The 16108-nt window shown below is 70.5% G+C and carries 13 protein-coding genes; 3 read left to right on the top strand and 10 right to left on the bottom strand.

The features are described 5' to 3' along the window. Nucleotides 1–75: 75 nt before the first annotated feature. The 3 genes from ACIBCU_RS35865 to ACIBCU_RS35855 all read right to left on the bottom strand — a co-directional run bounded on the left by ACIBCU_RS35865 (nt 76) and on the right by ACIBCU_RS35855 (nt 1507). On the bottom strand, nt 76–315 hold the full coding sequence (locus ACIBCU_RS35865; RefSeq protein ID WP_362931481.1) for an RNA-binding protein: 240 nt from the start codon (nt 313–315) through the stop codon (nt 76–78). A gap of 2 nt (nt 316–317) precedes the next feature. Then, nucleotides 318–758, bottom strand: a complete 441-nt coding sequence (rpsP, locus tag ACIBCU_RS35860) for a 30S ribosomal protein S16 (protein WP_104789428.1) — start codon at nt 756–758, stop codon at nt 318–320. A gap of 155 nt (nt 759–913) precedes the next feature. Continuing rightward, a complete protein-coding gene (locus ACIBCU_RS35855; protein WP_003965961.1) occupies nt 914–1507 on the bottom strand; it encodes a hypothetical protein in 594 nt (197 codons plus the stop codon). A 521-nt stretch (nt 1508–2028) separates the two neighbouring features. On the opposite strand from ACIBCU_RS35855, the gene ACIBCU_RS35850 reads away from it, so the two are divergent. Next, nucleotides 2029–2895, top strand: coding sequence for a methyltransferase domain-containing protein (locus ACIBCU_RS35850; protein ID WP_399236667.1), 867 nt, complete (start codon nt 2029–2031; stop codon nt 2893–2895). A 69-nt stretch (nt 2896–2964) separates the two neighbouring features. Here the strand turns inward: ACIBCU_RS35850 and ffh are convergent, their stop codons facing one another. The 5 genes from ffh to ACIBCU_RS35825 all read right to left on the bottom strand — a co-directional run bounded on the left by ffh (nt 2965) and on the right by ACIBCU_RS35825 (nt 10614). Continuing rightward, nucleotides 2965–4512 carry a signal recognition particle protein gene (gene ffh, locus ACIBCU_RS35845; RefSeq protein WP_362931477.1) on the bottom strand — a complete coding sequence of 516 codons (1548 nt, stop codon included), beginning with the start codon at nt 4510–4512 and terminating at the stop codon, nt 2965–2967. 121 nt (nt 4513–4633) lie between these two features. Then, entirely contained in the window at nt 4634–7084 is a 2451-nt protein-coding gene (locus tag ACIBCU_RS35840; protein WP_399236664.1) for a [protein-PII] uridylyltransferase, read from the bottom strand. A 31-nt stretch (nt 7085–7115) separates the two neighbouring features. After that, the gene (locus ACIBCU_RS35835) at nt 7116–7454 is read right to left on the bottom strand and encodes a P-II family nitrogen regulator (protein ID WP_014048583.1); all 339 of its coding nucleotides are present in this window, start codon (nt 7452–7454) and stop codon (nt 7116–7118) included. Continuing rightward, on the bottom strand, nt 7451–8800 hold the full coding sequence (locus ACIBCU_RS35830; RefSeq protein WP_362931473.1) for an ammonium transporter: 1350 nt from the start codon (nt 8798–8800) through the stop codon (nt 7451–7453). Before ACIBCU_RS35830 ends, ACIBCU_RS35835 begins: the two co-directional genes overlap by 4 nt. Nucleotides 8801–9138: 338 nt before the next feature. Next, entirely contained in the window at nt 9139–10614 is a 1476-nt protein-coding gene (locus tag ACIBCU_RS35825) for a hypothetical protein (RefSeq protein WP_362931471.1), read from the bottom strand. 422 nt (nt 10615–11036) lie between these two features. On the opposite strand from ACIBCU_RS35825, the gene ACIBCU_RS35820 reads away from it, so the two are divergent. Then, complete coding sequence (locus ACIBCU_RS35820) at nt 11037–11684, top strand: bifunctional DNA primase/polymerase (protein WP_399236661.1); 648 nt, start codon at nt 11037–11039, stop codon at nt 11682–11684. Between the two features lie 66 nt (nt 11685–11750). Here ACIBCU_RS35820 and ftsY read toward each other — a convergent pair whose 3' ends face one another. After that, entirely contained in the window at nt 11751–12956 is a 1206-nt protein-coding gene (gene ftsY, locus ACIBCU_RS35815) for a signal recognition particle-docking protein FtsY (protein WP_362931467.1), read from the bottom strand. Between the two features lie 110 nt (nt 12957–13066). On the opposite strand from ftsY, the gene ACIBCU_RS35810 reads away from it, so the two are divergent. Then, nucleotides 13067–14458, top strand: a complete 1392-nt coding sequence (locus ACIBCU_RS35810) for a purine-cytosine permease family protein (RefSeq protein WP_399236658.1) — start codon at nt 13067–13069, stop codon at nt 14456–14458. Nucleotides 14459–14556: 98 nt separating this feature from the next. Here ACIBCU_RS35810 and ACIBCU_RS35805 read toward each other — a convergent pair whose 3' ends face one another. Continuing rightward, nucleotides 14557–15975 (bottom strand): sugar porter family MFS transporter, encoded by a 1419-nt coding sequence (locus ACIBCU_RS35805; RefSeq protein WP_399236656.1) that lies wholly within the window; start codon nt 15973–15975, stop codon nt 14557–14559. Nucleotides 15976–16108 lie beyond the last annotated feature (133 nt).

The raw sequence follows: 16108 nt of genomic DNA, 5'->3' as shown, positions 1-16108 counted from the left end.
GGCGGTCATGTACGGACGACAAAGGCCGGGGACGGCTCGAAAGCCCTCCCCGGCCCTGGCCGGTGTTCAACTCTTTCAGCGAACCTGGTCCACGTCGACGAGGTCGACACGGATTCCACGGCCGCCGATGGCACCCACGACGGTACGCAGGGCGCGTGCGGTGCGGCCGTTGCGGCCGATCACCTTGCCGAGGTCGTCGGGGTGAACCCGGACCTCGAGCACGCGTCCACGGCGCAGGTCACGCGAGGCGATCTGCACATCGTCGGGGTTGTCGACGATGCCCTTCACGAGGTGCTCAAGAGCCTCCTCGAGCATGCTCAGGCCTCGGTCGACTCGGTGGACGCAGCAGCGTCAGCCGCCTCGTCCGCCTTCTTGTCCGACTTCTTGGCCTTCTGGGTGATGGCCTCACCCTTGGCCTCGTCGCCGTCCGTGGCCAGGGCCTCGAACAGGGCGCGCTTGTCAGCCTTGGGCTCCGGCTGCAGCAGCGGCGCGGGGGCCGGGAGGCCCTTGTGGGCCTGCCAGTCACCGGTGAGCTTCAGGATCGCGAGGACCGGCTCGGTCGGCTGGGCGCCGACGGACAGCCAGTACTGTGCGCGCTCCGCGTTGACCTCGATGCGGGAGGGGTTCTGTACCGGGTGGTACAGGCCGATCTCCTCGATGGCCCGGCCGTCACGGCGGGTACGGGAGTCGGCGACGATGATGCGGTAGTGAGGCGAACGGATCTTGCCCAGACGCTTCAGCTTGATCTTGACTGCCACGGAAGTGGTGTCTCCTGGTCTCTGACGTGGTTGGGCACAAAAGATGCCACGTGGGGTTGCGGTACTCGGGTGCCCGATGGACGCGTCAGCCGGAGGAGAGAGGGGTCCTGTGCGACTGTCGAGTACAGCTGTCCATTGTGCCACACCACATCGGGTCACCCCACCGCGACCGCCGCTTCCGGGATACGGAAGGGCTTGCCGCAGCCACCGCAGACGATCGGAGCCTGCGCGAGGACGGAGGGGACGACGCGGACGTTGCGCCCGCAGTCACAGACGGCCTTGACCCGCACCCCTCCCCCGGACGAGCCGTGCCGGGCGGCGGGACCGCGGAACGAGCGCTTGGTGTCCGCCGCGGTGGCCACGGTGTGCGCCTTGAGCGCCCGCTGCAGCCGTTCGGTCGTCGGGCGGTATCTGCGTTTGGCCTCGGGATTCAGCGTCACCAGCGAGAATCCGCTGCTGGGGTGGGGTTCCTCGGCATGATCGAGGCCCAGCTCCTCGGCGATCGCGAGGAAGCGTCGGTTGTGGTAGCGGCCGGCCCGGGAGGTGTCCCGGACACCTCTCGCGGCGGCGATGCCGTGGACTGCCTCATGGAGCAGCCGTTCGAAGGAGAGCTCGGCGCCACAGGCGGACGAGGACTCTCCGATCAGGGACTCTGGCGCGGCAAGATCGGGCAGCTCGGGGTGGTACCGCTGAATGTCGGCCCACGCCTGTGCCAGCTCTGCGGCAAGTACAGGTGGTGTCGTGCTCACGTCGTGACAACGAGCCTGAGTGCTCCGGTGTTCCTATTCCGGGGCATCTCAAATAATTTGCACGTACCAGTCAGTTGCCCTTGATGCGTCCGGACGAGGGCGGGTGCGCAGATCAGTGGAGAAGCCTCACAGCTCGCACCAAGGTGGTACGTAGCAACACGTACGCACCGGCGTGGACGGGCGCCCCGCGAGTGACAGTACCCGGCACGGAGCGACGGCCGCACACCGGTCGTGACCGGCGGCCGGGGCGCTCGACGTGCTGCGCCCCGCGTGTCGGGTAAGACTGTGAGGAAGCGAGCAGCAGGCATGCTGTTCCCGGCGCCCGCGTCCGCAAAGGTGCGCCCGGGGGCGCACGGCCGGAGCACGCGAGCAATGCCATCCCACTCCGTCCCACCTCTGGACGGGACCGCCGATGCGGAGTTCTCTGACATACGGGGGCTGTGGGCGCACACACACAGCACATAGACATGGGGGACCTCACTCGGGCACGACCGACCTCACGGCGGATTGGGGCGCATTCCATGACACCTACGCTCGTCCGGCACCACAGGTACGCGGATTCTTCCGCCCCGGTGGACGCCGGTACCCGCGCCCGTGACTGGGCCGAGATCCAGGAGCGCATGCTGGCACCGCTCTACGAGGCGGTGTACGAGCGCCTCGAAGTCGGGGGCGGTACGCGGATGCTCTCCCTCGGCTGCGGTTCCGGGCTCGCGCTGCTGATCGCGGCCTCACGCGGGGCGCGCGTCACCGGCGTCGACACCGACCGCGAACGGCTCGCCCTGGCCCGCGAGCGCCTCGCCTCCGGCCAGGGGCAGGACGCCGGCCCCGGCCGCACGGAGCCGCGGGCGAGGCTCGTCGACAGCATTCCGGCGGCCGCCCCCGACGGCGGGGCGCCGTACAACCTGCTGACCGCCTTCCAGCCGATCGGCTGCGCGGCCGGGGATTCAGAGGGGCTCGCGCCCGCTCTCGCCTCCGCCGTTCCGCTGGCCGTGCGGGGAGCCACGGTGGTACTGGCCGGCTGGGGACCGCCGGAGCGGTGTGCCACGGCTCCGGTGCTGAGGGTGGCGGCCCGGCTCACGGAGTCGGCGCGCGCCCCGCGCTCCGGGAGCGGCTGGCGGCCCGCGCTCCGGGACGACCTGGAAGAGGTGGCGGCGCGGGCCGGGCTCAAGCCGGACGGCTCGGGCCGGGTGTCCTGCCCGTTCGGCTACGCGGACGTGGACAGCGCGGTGCGCGGGCTGCTGTCGACCGGGCTGTTCGACACGGCTATACGGGCGACGGACCGTACCCAGGTGGAGAAGGAGGTCGCGGAGGCCCTGCATCCGCATCTGCGGCCCGACGGCACGGTGTGGATGCCGAACGTCTTCCGCTACCTGGTGTGCGTGTCGTAACGGTCGTCACGGGACAGCGAAGGGGCGCCCCGCCGGGCAGGGCGCCCCTTCGTCCGTGTTCCTGGCCGGTCAGCCCATGAACTTCTTGAACTCGTCCGGGAGTTCGAAGTTCTTGTCCTCCTGGGCGGGCAGACCCAGCGCGCCACCCTGCGCTGCCTGCTCACGGCGGGCCGCCGCGGCCTGCTCCTCGGCCTTGCGCTTCATCGGGTTGCCGCTCTTGCGCTTGCCCTTGGCCTGCTTGACCTGCTTCTTCTGACGGCCGGGGCCGCCGCCCATGCCGGGCATACCCGGCATCCCGGGCATGCCGCCGCCCTGGGCCATCTTCGACATCATCTTGCGGGCCTCGAAGAACCGCTCGATGAGCCCCTTGACCGCGGAGACCTCGGCACCGGATCCCTTGGCGATACGGGCCCGGCGCGAGCCGTTGATGATCGTCGGCTCGGCGCGTTCCTTCGGGGTCATCGACTTGATGATCGCGGCCATGCGGTCGACGTCGCGCTCGTCGATGTTGTTGATCTGTTCCTTGATCTGCCCCATGCCGGGCAGCATCCCGAGCAGCTTGGAGATGGAGCCCATCTTCCTGACCTGCTCCATCTGCGCCAGGAAGTCGTCGAGCGTGAAGTCCTTGCCCTTGCTCGACGCCAGCTTGGAGGCCATTTTGGCGGCCTCTTCCTGGCTGAAGGTCTTCTCCGCCTGCTCGATCAGGGTGAGCAGGTCACCCATGTCGAGGATGCGGGACGCCATGCGGTCGGGGTGGAAGGCGTCGAAGTCCTCGAGCTTCTCACCGTTCGACGCGAACATGATCTGCTTGCCCGTGACGTGGGCGATCGACAGGGCGGCACCACCGCGGGCGTCACCGTCGAGCTTGGAGAGCACCACACCGTCGAAACCGACGCCGTCGCGGAAGGCCTCGGCGGTGTTGACCGCGTCCTGGCCGATCATCGCGTCGACGACGAAGAGGATCTCGTCGGGGCTGACGGCGTCGCGGATGTCCGCGGCCTGCCTCATCAGCTCCTCGTCGATGCCGAGGCGGCCGGCGGTGTCGACGATCACGATGTCGTGGACCTTGGCCTTGGCGAACTCGATGGAGTCCTTGGCGACCTTGACCGGGTCGCCCACACCGTTGCCCGGCTCCGGCGCGTACACCGCGACGCCCGCACGGTCGGCGACGACGCTGAGCTGGTTGACGGCGTTGGGGCGCTGGAGGTCACAGGCGACGAGCAGCGGGGAGTGGCCCTGGCTCTTGAGCCAGAGACCGAGCTTTCCGGCGAGGGTGGTCTTACCGGCACCCTGGAGACCCGCGAGCATGATCACGGTGGGCGGGTTCTTGGCGAACCTGAGCCGCCGGGTCTCGCCGCCAAGGATGGAGACGAGCTCCTCGTTGACGATCTTGATCATCTGCTGCGCAGGGTTCAGCGCCTGGGAGACCTCAACGCCCCGAGCCCGCTCCTTGACCTTGGCGATGAAGGACCGGACGACGGGGAGCGCGACATCAGCTTCGAGCAGGGCGATACGGATCTCGCGAGCCGTGGCGTCGATGTCCGCCTCGGACAAGCGGCCCTTGCCCCTGAGGTTCTTGAAAGTCGCGCTAAGGCGGTCGGAGAGAGTATCGAACACGGCGCTCGTCGGTCCTCAGGGTCGGGGGCGTGGCAGGTCAGTCGCTCTCCAGGGTATCCGGACCCCGGAGAACGCAAAGCCCTCGCCCGTTTCTCGTGACGAACGGGCCCGGGGCGGGGGCTCAGCCCAGCTCCTTCTCGACCTCCCTGGCCACCTCCGCGGCCCGCTCAGGAGCCAGTGGCTCACCGTCGCCGTCCGTGACGTAGAAGGCGTCCACTGCGTTCGCTCCGAGCGTGGAGACATGGGCGCTGCGCACGCGCACCGCGCTCTGCTCCAGCGCCCGGCCGATCCGGTGCAGCAGCCCGGGGGCGTCCTGGGCGCGGACCTCGATCACGGTGGCCAGGCGCGAGCCGGCCGCCGCGACGGTCACCCTGGGGGGCGGGGCCTTCACCCCGCGCCGCCGTGGATAGGCCGCCTCGCGTTCGGCGAGCCTGGCCCGGATGTCCAGGGAACCGTCCAGGGCGCGTACGAGATCGGCCCGCAGCCGGGCGGCCTGCGGGAGCGAGCCGTACTCCGCCGCGACCCGCCAGCTGAGCACCAGCAGGCCGGCCGACTCGCCCATCTCGGTGGGCAGCTCGACGGCGCGCAGGTCGGCGGCGCGCACGGTGAGGCGGTGGAGGGCGAGCACTCCGGCCGCCGCGGGCAGGACGCCGGGGCGGTCGGGCACGGCGATGAGGAGTTCGACACCGACGGGTTGGGGTCCGCCGTCCTCGGCGGCCGGTTCGGGCCGGGTGTGCAGGGACAGGACGGGCTCGCGGGTGCGCAGGGCCTCGACGGCCAGGCGTTCCTGCTCGGCGCTGGGCGCGAGGGGCTCCGGCGCTGGGGGTTCCTCGCCGGCCAGGAGCGCGGCGACGCGTCGGACCAGGTCGGCGACGAGGGACGCCCGCCAGGAGCTCCAGGCGGCGGGACCGGTGGCCAGGGCGTCGGCCTCGGTGAGCGCGTGCAGGAGTTCCAGGGTGGAGGCGCTGCCCACGGCTGTGGCGACGGAGCGGACGGTCGCGGGGTCGTCGAGGTCGCGCCGGGTGGCGGTCTCGACGAGCAGGAGATGGTGGCGTACGAGCGTGGCGACGACGCCCACGTCCTGCTGGTCGAAGCCGATGCGGGCGGCCATGTCGCGGGCGATGACCTCGCCCGCGACGGAGTGGTCCCCGGGCCACCCCTTGCCGATGTCGTGGAGCAGGGCGGCGATCAGGAGGAGGTCGGGGCGGCCGACGCGGCGGGTGAGGTGGGAGGCGCGGACGGCCGTCTCGACGAGGTGCCGGTCGACGGTCCAGGTGTGGACGGGGTTGCGCTGCGGCCGGCAGTGCACGCGCTCCCAGTCGGGCAGCAGGCGGGTGATGATGCCTTCCGCTTCCAGGGCCTCCCAGACGCCGACGGTGGCTTCGCCGGCACCGAGCAGGGTGACGAGCTCCTCGCGGGCCTGGGCGGGCCACGGCACGGGCAGTGGCTGCGCCGCGGTTCCCAGGTGGCGTACGAGGTGACGGGAGAGCGGCAGCCCGGCCTCCGCCGCCGCGGCGGCGGCCCTGAGAGTGAGCACGGGGTCGCGTTCGGGGCGGGCGGTGCGCGCGAGGACCACCTCGCCGTCGGCCTCGACGACACCCTCGGCGAGCGGGGTGCGTTCCGGTGCGGCCTTGGCGCCGCCGAGGATCGTCCGCAACCGTGGCCGGACGGAGCGGGCCCGCAGGACTCGGTTGACCTCGCGCCAGGTGACGTCGGTGGCGTACGAGACGGTCCTGGCGGCCTCGTACACCTGGCGCAGCAGGGCGTCGGAGTCGAGGAGGCCGAGGGCCCCGGCGACCTGGTCCTGTTCCTGCAGGGCGAGGCGGTCGGTGGCCCGGCCGGTGGTGAGGTGGAGTGCGTCGCGCGCGTCGAGGAGCGTGCGCCGCGCCTCGGCGAGCCCTTCGCGGGGCGCGTCCGCGACCCAGGAGGCTGCCACGGCACGCAGGGCGGTGGCGTCCCGGAGGCCGCCGCGGGCCTCCTTGAGGTCGGGTTCCAGGAGGAACTGGAGCTCACCCATGCGTTCGGCCCGCTCGCGGCAGAGTTCGTCGAGGGCGGGGAGGCGCTTGGGGGCCTGGTTGCGCCAGTCGGCGAGGATCGAGGTCCGCAGTCCGGCGACGAGGCCGAGATCTCCGGCGACGGGGCGCGCGTCGAGCAGTCCGAGCTGGACCTTGAGGTCCTCCCCCGCGGTCCTGCGTGCTTCGCCGGGGGTGCGTACGGAGTGGTCGAGGGCGAGGCCGAGGTCCCAGACGGGGTACCAGATCCCGTCGGCGAGCGCGGCGACGGCTCCGGCGTCGGCGGTGCCGTCGTGCAGGAGCAGGAGGTCGAGGTCGCTGCGCGGGGAGAGCTCGCCGCGTCCGTATCCGCCGACGGCGACGAGGGCGGCGCCCCGGACACCCGCCCGCTCGGCCGCGGCGGTGAACAGGCCGGTGAGCCAGTCGTCGGTGAGCCGGGCCAGAGCGGCACGGCGCGGCGGCCCGGACCGCGTCTTCTCCTGGAGAAGACGCAGCCGGGCCGCCGCGTACCCGCTGGGTCCCGAGTCCTCGGATTCGGTGGTCACTTCGGTGCTCGTCACCCAGCTGCCTTTCCGTTCGAGGAACCGTCGGTCAGAGTGCGTCCGGGCCGCGTTCGCCGGTCCGTACGCGGATCGCGGTCTCGACCGGGACGCTCCAGACCTTGCCGTCACCGATCTTGCCCGTCCGGGCCGCCTTGACGACCACGTCGATGAGCTGTTCGGCGTCCTCGTCCTCGACCAGCACCTCGATACGGATCTTCGGTACGAGGTCGACGGTGTACTCGGCACCACGGTAGACCTCGGTGTGTCCGCGCTGACGCCCGTAGCCGCTCGCTTCCGTGACCGTGAGGCCCTGGACGCCGAAGGCCTGGAGGGCCTCCTTGATCTCGTCCAGCCTGTGCGGCTTCACGACTGCGGTGATGAGCTTCATGCGTCCACCTTCTTGTTCGTCGGGGCTGCCGGGGCGCCGGGGGCCGGAGTGTTGCGCGGGGCCGCGCCGCCTCCGGCGCCGCTGAAGTCGTACGCCGTCTCGGCGTGCTCGACCTGGTCGATGCCGGAGACCTCGTCGTCCTCGCTGACCCGCATCCCGATGGTCTTGTCGAGGATGAAGGCCAGCACCGCGGAGACGACCAGAGAGTATGCGAGAACCGCGAAGACACCGACGGCCTGCTTGCCGAGCTGGTCGAGCCCGCCGCCGTAGAAGAGACCCTTGGCGTCGGACTGCACACCGCCGGTGGCGAGGAAGCCGACGAGGAGCGAGCCGATGACGCCGCCGACGAGGTGGACGCCGACGACGTCCAGGGAGTCGTCGTAGCCGAACCTGTACTTGAGGCCGACGGCCATGGCGCACAGGACACCGGCGATCACACCGACGGCGATGGCACCGAGCGGGCTGACCGCACCGCCCGCGGGGGTGATGGCGACGAGGCCCGCGACGGCGCCGGACGCGGCACCCAGGGTGGTGAAGGAACCGTGGCGGATCTTCTCGTAGGCGAGCCAGCCGAGGACCGCCGCACCCGTGGCGACCTGCGTGTTGACGAACATGACGGCGCCGACACCGTCGTCGTTGCCGAGCCACGAACCGGCGTTGAAGCCGAACCAGCCGAACCACAGGAGAGCGGCGCCGAGCATGACGAGCGGCAGGCTGTGCGGCCGCATCGGGTCCTTCTTGAAGCCGACCCGCTTGCCGATGACGAGGATGACGCCGAGGGCCGCCGCACCCGCGTTGATGTGGACGGCCGTACCGCCGGCGAAGTCGATGACACCCAGCTCGAAGAGCCAGCCGCCCGCGCCCCACACCCAGTGGGCGACGGGGAAGTAGACGACGGTGACCCAGAGCGTGATGAAGAGGGCCCAGGAGGTGAACTTGACCCGGTCGGCGAGGGCGCCGCTGATGAGGGCCGGGGTGATCACGGCGAACATCAGCTGGAAGACCGCGAAGACGTAGGTCGGGATGGTGTAGCCGTCCCAGAGCTCGGTCACGCCGATTCCGCTGAGGCCGACGAAGTCCGAGCTCCAGCCGATGACGGAGCCGACGTCGGTGCCGAAGGCGAGGCTGAATCCGTAGAGCACCCAGAGGATCGTGACGATCCCGAGGCTGATGAAGCTCATCATCAGCATGTTCAGGGTGCTCTTGACGCGGACCATGCCTCCGTAGAAGAAGGCCAGACCCGGGGTCATGAGCATCACCAGAGCGGTGCAGATGAGCATGAACCCTGTATTGGCGGCAGACAGCTCCGGGGCGTCTGCGGCAAGCGTCGTGATGCCTGGGGGCATCGGCGTCTCCTCGTCGTCGGTGCGGCCACGTGCGGGGGTGCGGGACCACGGTGAAAAGGTGCGGGCCGGTTATGCGCCATGACATTCGCGCAGCGCGGTTTCCACGAATGCCGCACGATGTTTCACCGCAGTGACAGCTGGGCTCCGCGTGTTACGTACCGATGAACCAGGGGTGTCGGACCCGGTGTGCTGCCTACCATGCTGCCTGCTCCGCATACGGCGCGGCCGGAGCGGCCGGGAACGTGAACCGGCCACGACGGAGACCCGCTGACCTGGCGATGGGGGAGCCGAGTCGGGTGGTACGGGGCGGCCGTCGTGGCCGGTGGCAGGAGTGCCGGTCAGACCGCTTCGGCGGTCTCCGGGAGCTGCTCGGTGAGCAGGTCGGTGAGCCGCGCGACCTCGGGAATGTCACCGAAGTCCCTGGCAGCGGTGCCGACGGTCTTGCGGAGCCTGGTGTTGACGCGCTCCGACCTGACACTCTTGGCGATCTTCAGGGCCCTTGTGGCCAGGACCGTCGACTCCTCCGGCTCGCGCTTGAGGAGATGCACGGTGGCCATGCCGATCAGATTGAGCGCGTAGGACCGCTGGTGCTCGTCGTCCTCGCCGAAGAGCTCGACGGCGCGGGCCATGACGGGCTCGGCGAGCGAGGCGTACGTGGGGCTGCGGCCGGCGACATAGGCGAGGTCACGGTAGGAGTGGGCGTTCTCTCCGTGGAGTTCGGCGTCGGAGAAGAAGCGGATCCAGTCGGGCTCGTGCTCGTCGTCGAGAACGGCGTCGGCGAAGGTGTCCTCGGCCATCCGGACCGCCCGCTTGCACTTGCTCGGCTGGCCCATGTTGGCGTAGGCGCGCGCCTCCATCGCATACAGCATGGCCTGGGTCCGGGCGGTGGCGCAGTCACGGCTGCCGTACTGCGCGAGGTGGATGAGTTCGAGTGCGTCGTCGGGCCGGCCGAGGTGGATCATCTGGCGGCTCATGCTGGAGAGGATGTACGAACCCAGCGGCTTGTCGCCGGCCTCCTTGGAGGCGTGCAGGGCGAGTACGAAGTACTTCTGGGCGGTGGGCTGGAGGCCCACGTCGTAGCTCATCCAGCCTGCGAGCTCGGCCAGTTCGGCCGCGCAGCGGAACAGGCGCCTGGCGGTGGCCTGGGGCTGCGGCTCCTGCAGCAGGTCGGTGACTTCGTGGAGCTGGCCGACGACGGCCTTGCGGCGCAGCCCGCCGCCGCACTGGGCGTCCCACTGCCGGAACATCGCCGTGGTGGATTCCAGCAGGTCCAGCTCCGGGCCGGAGAGGCGTGAGGGGCGGCTCTCCGCGGTCGGCAGCTCGGGTTCCGCCTGCCCCTGGCGGGTGACGGGCACCAGCCAGCGCTGCATGGGCTCGATGAGGGTGGGTCCGGCGGCGAGGGCGAGGGAGCTGCCGAGGAAGCCGCGCCGGGCGAGCATGAGGTCGCTGCGGGAGAACTCGCTGAGCAGCGCGACGGTCTGCGGTCCGGCCCAGGGCAGGTCGACCCCCGCCACCGAGGGCGCCTGGTGGGCGGCACGGAGTCCGAGGTCCTCGACGGAGACGACGGTGCCGAAGCGCTCGGAGAAGAGCTCGGAGAGGAGTCGCGGGATCGGCTCGCGGGGCTGCTCGCCGTCGAGCCAGCGGCGCACCCGGGAGGTGTCGGTGCTGATGTGGTGGGCACCGAGCTGGCGGGCGCGCCGGTTCACCTGGCGGGCGAGCTCGCCCTTCGACCAGCCGCTCCGCACGAACCACGATCCCAATTGCCCGTTGGGGCGCTTTCCGGCATGCGTCTCGCCTGCGCCGCTGCCACTCACTGGAACGCCCCCATCCCGCTGAAACCTGTCGCGCGAACCTCTATCAGAATGCCGCGCCTCGGTGCTGCCCGTACGCCCGTTGCGCGCCATCGAACAGATCGGCGAATTGCCATCGGCATACTCAACTGCAGATGCAATTGCAGCTTCGTGTACCCACGGTAATCCCACGATCACCGCTGCGGCGAGGGTCGTTGCAGAAACGCCACCATTCGCCACCCCTTCGGATGAACCCCTTCGGCGCCGTCCGCGATTCACTTGACAGGCCGCGATCAGGAGCGAGCGGAGTGAATTATTCAGGGGCGCTTGGTGCACCTCGCGCACCCCTGTGACACGACCCCCGCGCTCCGGCGGATCGGCGGCAACGGAGGACGTCCGGTGCTCCGGGTCGTAACCACCGGTGAGTCGGACCCGTTGGAGGGGGCATGGGCTTCACGATCGGCGGCATCCGGGAGATGCGGTCCGGCACGCGGCGGCGCGGCCGTGCGGCCGGGGCGACCGCGGTGGCCGAGTACACAGGACTCTGGGGCTGGGCGGTGGCTCCGGGCGCGCGTGCCGCGGCGGGCGTCTGCTCGTGCGGCGACACCGCGTGCGCCGCCCCCGGCGCGCATCCGCTGGACTTCGCCGGCGAGGTGCCGCCGGGCGCCACCCTCGACATGGCCTCGGACGCCTGGGCCGAGGTGCCGGGCGCCTCGATGCTGCTCCCCGCCGGGCGCTCCTTCGACGTCCTCGATGTCCCCGAGGCCGCGGGACGGCGCGCGCTGGTGCGGATGGAGCGGATGGGTCTGCCCCTGGGGCCGGTGTCGGTGACGCCGACCGGCCGTACACAGTTCTTCGTCGCCCCGGGGGCGGCGGCGGGGCTCCCCGGGCTGCTCTACCGGATGGGCTGGGACGACGCGGACCTGGACCTGCGCGCACTGGGCCGCGGGGCGTACGTCACCGCTCCCCCGTCGGACCTCGGGGGCCTCGGCCCGGTCCGCTGGCTGCGCCCGCCGGTGCCGGACACGGCCGCCGCTCCCCCGCAGGCGCGACTGCTGCTGGGCACGCTCGCCTACATATGCCACCGGTGGTGAACGCCGAAGGGCGGTGAACCCCTCCCGGGGTCCACCGCCCTTCGTACGTACGCGGGGTACTGCCGGTCAGTCGCCGATCAGCGCGTCGACGAAGGCGCCCGGCTCGAACGGCGCGAGGTCGTCCGGGCCCTCGCCGAGACCGATGAGCTTCACGGGGACGCCCAGCTCGCGCTGAACGGCGATCACGATGCCGCCCTTGGCGGTGCCGTCCAGCTTGGTGAGCACGATGCCGGTGATGTCGACCACCTCGGCGAAGACCCGCGCCTGGACGAGGCCGTTCTGTCCGGTCGTGGCGTCGAGGACGAGCAAGATCTCGTCGAGCGGCCCGTGCTTCTCGACGACCCGCTTGACCTTGCCGAGCTCGTCCATCAGACCGGTCTTGGTGTGCAGCCGGCCCGCGGTGTCGATGAGCACCACGTCGGCGCCCTCGGCGATGCCCTCCTTCACCGCGTCGAAGGCGATCGACGCGGGGTCGCCGCCCTCGGGGCCGCGCACCGTACGGGCACCGACGCGTTCGCCCCAGGTCTGGAGCTGGTCGGCGGCGGCGGCGCGGAAGGTGTCCGCGGCGCCGAGCACGACGCTGCGGCCGTCGGCGACGAGCACCCGGGCGAGCTTGCCCGTCGTGGTCGTCTTGCCGGTGCCGTTGACCCCGACGACCATCACGACGCCGGGGGTCGCGTCGCCGCCCTCGGTCTTCACCGCACGGTCGAAGTCGGGACCGAGCAGGGTGACGAGTTCTTCGCGCAGCAGGGTGCGCAGCTCGTCGGGCGTACGGGTGCCGAGGACACGGACCCGCTCGCGGAGCCGCTCCACCAGCTCCTGGGTGGGGGCGACGCCGACGTCGGCGGTGAGGAGGGTGTCCTCGATCTCCTCCCAGGTGTCCTCGTCGAGGTTGTCGCGGGACAGGAGCGTGAGCAGCCCCTTGCCCAGGGAGTTCTGCGAACGGGCGAGCCGGGCACGGAGCCGCACCAGACGGCCGGCGGTGGGCTCGGGGACTTCGAGCTCGGGGATCTCCGGCTCGATGACGACGGGGGTCTCCTCCACGGGAGTCCCGGCGCCGGGGAGACCGACCTCCTCGATGGTGCGCCGCGCTTCGTCGCGCGGCGTCTCGGCCTCCTCGCCGACACGGGGCTCGGCGGGAGGAGTGAGGGTCGGCGTGCTCGACGGCGCCGAGGGCGGCAGCTGCTTCTTCTTGCGGCTGCTGACCACGAGCCCGCTGATCAGGCCGACCGCGACCAGGGCGATGACTACAGCAAGGATGACGATTTCCATAACGCGTCCAGTATCGGCCACAGCCGTGGTCCGGCGCGGCCCTGGAGAGCGGCGGGTGTCGACCGCAAGGTCGGTATGCCACGTTTGGGCGTAAAGGTACGCTGCTGCCCGTGGAGAACCGCGGCCTGGATCCCGTCCCCGACGACGAACGCACGGGCCGGGTCCGCACCCTCTTCCCCACCTGGGTCACGGCCAACATGACGGTGCTGCTGCTGACCGTCGGGGCCGGGCTCACCGTCTTCAACGGGCTGAATCTCTGGCAGGTGCTGGCCGTGGCGGTGACGGCCCCCGTGGTCTCGTACGGACTGGTCGGCCTCGTGTCGATCGCGGGCAAGCGAGGCGGGGCGCCCGGCATGGCACTGTCCAGGGCGGTTTTCGGACAGCGCGGCAATCTCTTCCCCGGAGCCCTGCTGTGGGTCGCCCGGTGGGGGTGGGAGACCGTGAACGCGGTCACCGGCTCCTACGCCCTCCTGGCCGTACTCGATCTGCTGTTCGCCATCCGGCGTACCCACGCGCTGGTCCTGGTCGTCCTGACGGCCTTCGTCGCCGCGGGCTTCCTCGTGTCGGGGCTCGGGATCAGGGCACTCCGGGTGTCCTCCTGGGTCTCCGTCCGGCTCTTCGGGGCGGCGAGCCTCCTGGTCCTGGTCCATCTGATCGGCTCAACCCCGTGGCGGACCGTCCTGGACCGGCCACCCGGACCGGCGGCGATGATGATCGCGGGGATCGGGACACTGGCCGCCGGGGGCATCAGCTGGGTTCCCTCCGCCCCGGACTTCACCCGCTACCTGCCGCACTCCGCGTCCGGGCGGGCGATGGTGGGCGCGACCGTGGGCGGGGCGCTGGTCACCGTGGCGCCGATGGTGATGATGGGCGCGGTCATGGCGGTGAACTCGCCACACCTGGCCGTCACGAAGGACCCCGTGGCCTTCATCGGCGAACTGCTGCCGATGTGGATCTCGGTGCCCTATCTCCTCACCGCCGTGGCCGGCATGGTGCTGATCAACGCGATGTCGATGTACTCCGCCGGCTTCACCGCCCAGACGCTCGGGTTCGCGATGCCCCGCGCCTGGGCCGTGGGCGTGAACGCGACGATCAGCCTGCTGCTGGGCGGGACCCTGATGATGGTGGCGACGAGTTTCATCGACGCCTTCCTCTCGTTCCTGACCCTGCTCGGTGTGACGTTCTCCGCCTGGATCGGGGTCTTCGGCGTCGATCTGCTGCGTGGCCGTACGTACGACGCCGAGGCCCTCATGGACACGGGTCCCCGCAGCGGCTACTGGTACGCCGGGGGGTTCAGCCGGCAGGCCATGGGCGCCTGGGGGGCGGCACTGGTGACCGGCCTGCTGTTCACCGACGTCGAGTGGTTCACCGGCCCGCTCGCCGGCTACTGGATCGGGCGCCACGGCCTGGGCTGGGCGGCCACGATCCTCGTCGCGGCGGGGATGTACGCGGCGCTGCCGCGCCCGGCGGACGGGAAGGGCGGCGCACCGGCCCGGTTCTGACGCCGTACCGGCGGACGACCCCCGGCACGGCAGAGCGCTGCCCCGGGCCGGCATGGGCCGGACCGGGGCAGCGGGGTCGAGGAGAGGGGCAGCGGGGATCAGCCCATCTCCTCCAGCGCCTTGCCCTTGGTCTCCTTCACGAACTTGAGCACGAAGGGGATGGAGAGCACGGCGAAGAAGGTGTAGATGATGTAGGTACCCGACAGGTTCCAGTCGGACAGGCTCGGGAAGCTCGCGGTGATGGCCCAGTTGGCGATCCACTGCGCGGAGGCGGCGACACCGAGTGCGGCGGCGCGGATCCGGTTCGGGAACATCTCGCCGAGGAAGACCCAGACCACGACACCCCACGACAGGGCGAAGAAGAGCACGAAGACGTGGGCCGCGATCAGGGCGACGGTGCCCTGGGTCGTAGGCAGTTTGCCGTCGATGAGATCCGCGGAGAAGGCCCAGGCCTCGAACGCCAGGGCGATGGCCATACCGGTGGACCCGATGAGGGCGAGCGGCCTGCGGCCGACCCGGTCCACCAGGACCATGGCGATCACGGTGCCGATGATGTTGATGATCGACGTGGTGAACGAGTAGAAGAACGAGTCGGTCGGGTCGATGCCTACGGACTGCCACAGCGTCGCCGAGTAGTAGAACGCGACGTTGATGCCGACGAGCTGCTGGAAGACCGAGAGGCCGATACCGACCCAGACGATCGGCAGGAAGCCGAAGCGGCTCCCGAGCAGGTCGCTGAACTTGCTCTTGTGCTCACGGCGCATGGCCGTCTCGATCTCGTTCACACGCGCGTCGAGGTCGATGTTCTTGCCCTCGACCTCTTCGAGGATCTTCCGGGCACGGTCCTTCTTGCCGATGGAGATCAGGAAGCGCGGCGACTCGGGGATCGCGAAGGACAGCAGCCCGTACAGGATGGCCGGTACGACCATCACGCCGAGCATCCACTGCCAGGCCTCGATGCCACCGATCTTGCCGCGCTGGTCGCCGTCGGCGATCTGCAGGATGCCGTAGTTGACCAGCTGCGAGATGGCGATGCCGATGACGATGGCGGCCTGCTGGAAGGAGCCGAGGCGCCCTCGGTAGGCGGGCGGCGAGACCTCGGCGATGTAGGCCGGGCCGATGACGGAGGCCATGCCGATCGCGAAGCCGCCGATGATCCGCCACATGGCGAGGTCCCAGAGGGCGAACGGCAGCGCGGATCCGACGGCGCTGATGGTGAAGAGCACCGAGGCGATCTGCATACAGCGGATACGGCCGATCCGGTCGGCGATGCGCCCCGCCGTCGCCGCGCCGATCGCGCAGCCGATCAGCGCGATCGCGATCACCTGCGCGAGCGTCCCCGAGCCGATGTCGTAGCGGCCGCGGATGCCCTCGACGGCCCCGTTGATCACGGAGCTGTCGTAGCCGAAGAGGAAGCCGCCCATCGCTGCGGCTGCGGTGATGAAGATGACATGGCCGAGATGGTCCGGGTGGGCCTCCCGGGCTCCGGACTCCGGTCCGCGCGCTGTGCTGGTCACATGAACTCCTGGTACCTGGCCGCAACGTCAGGTGTGGGGGGTGAGCCCTCCTAGTGGCGCACAACTTCCAGCCGACCACCACTTGAAGGTAAAAACAACATTGCTGAGGTTATGCGTTCAAGTTTCGAAGTCA

The organism is Streptomyces sp. NPDC051064, from assembly GCF_044455985.1.
In the GTDB taxonomy this organism is placed as follows: domain Bacteria; phylum Actinomycetota; class Actinomycetes; order Streptomycetales; family Streptomycetaceae; genus Streptomyces.
The sequence above is the reverse complement of the archived record's forward strand: the minus strand, read 5'-3'. Positions and strand labels throughout refer to the sequence as shown.

Bases quoted from the DNA above. Each gene is read 5' to 3' on its own strand.
- ACIBCU_RS35865 (WP_362931481.1), bottom strand. From the start codon at position 315: ATGCTCGAGGAGGCTCTTGAGCACCTCGTGAAGGGCATCGTCGACAAC.
- ACIBCU_RS35850 (WP_399236667.1), top strand. From the start codon at position 2,029: ATGACACCTACGCTCGTCCGGCACCACAGGTACGCGGATTCTTCCGCC.
- ACIBCU_RS35835 (WP_014048583.1), bottom strand. From the start codon at position 7,454: ATGAAGCTCATCACCGCAGTCGTGAAGCCGCACAGGCTGGACGAGATC.
- ACIBCU_RS35830 (WP_362931473.1), bottom strand. From the start codon at position 8,800: ATGCCCCCAGGCATCACGACGCTTGCCGCAGACGCCCCGGAGCTGTCT.
- ACIBCU_RS35820 (WP_399236661.1), top strand. From the start codon at position 11,037: ATGGGCTTCACGATCGGCGGCATCCGGGAGATGCGGTCCGGCACGCGG.
- ftsY (WP_362931467.1), bottom strand. From the start codon at position 12,956: ATGGAAATCGTCATCCTTGCTGTAGTCATCGCCCTGGTCGCGGTCGGC.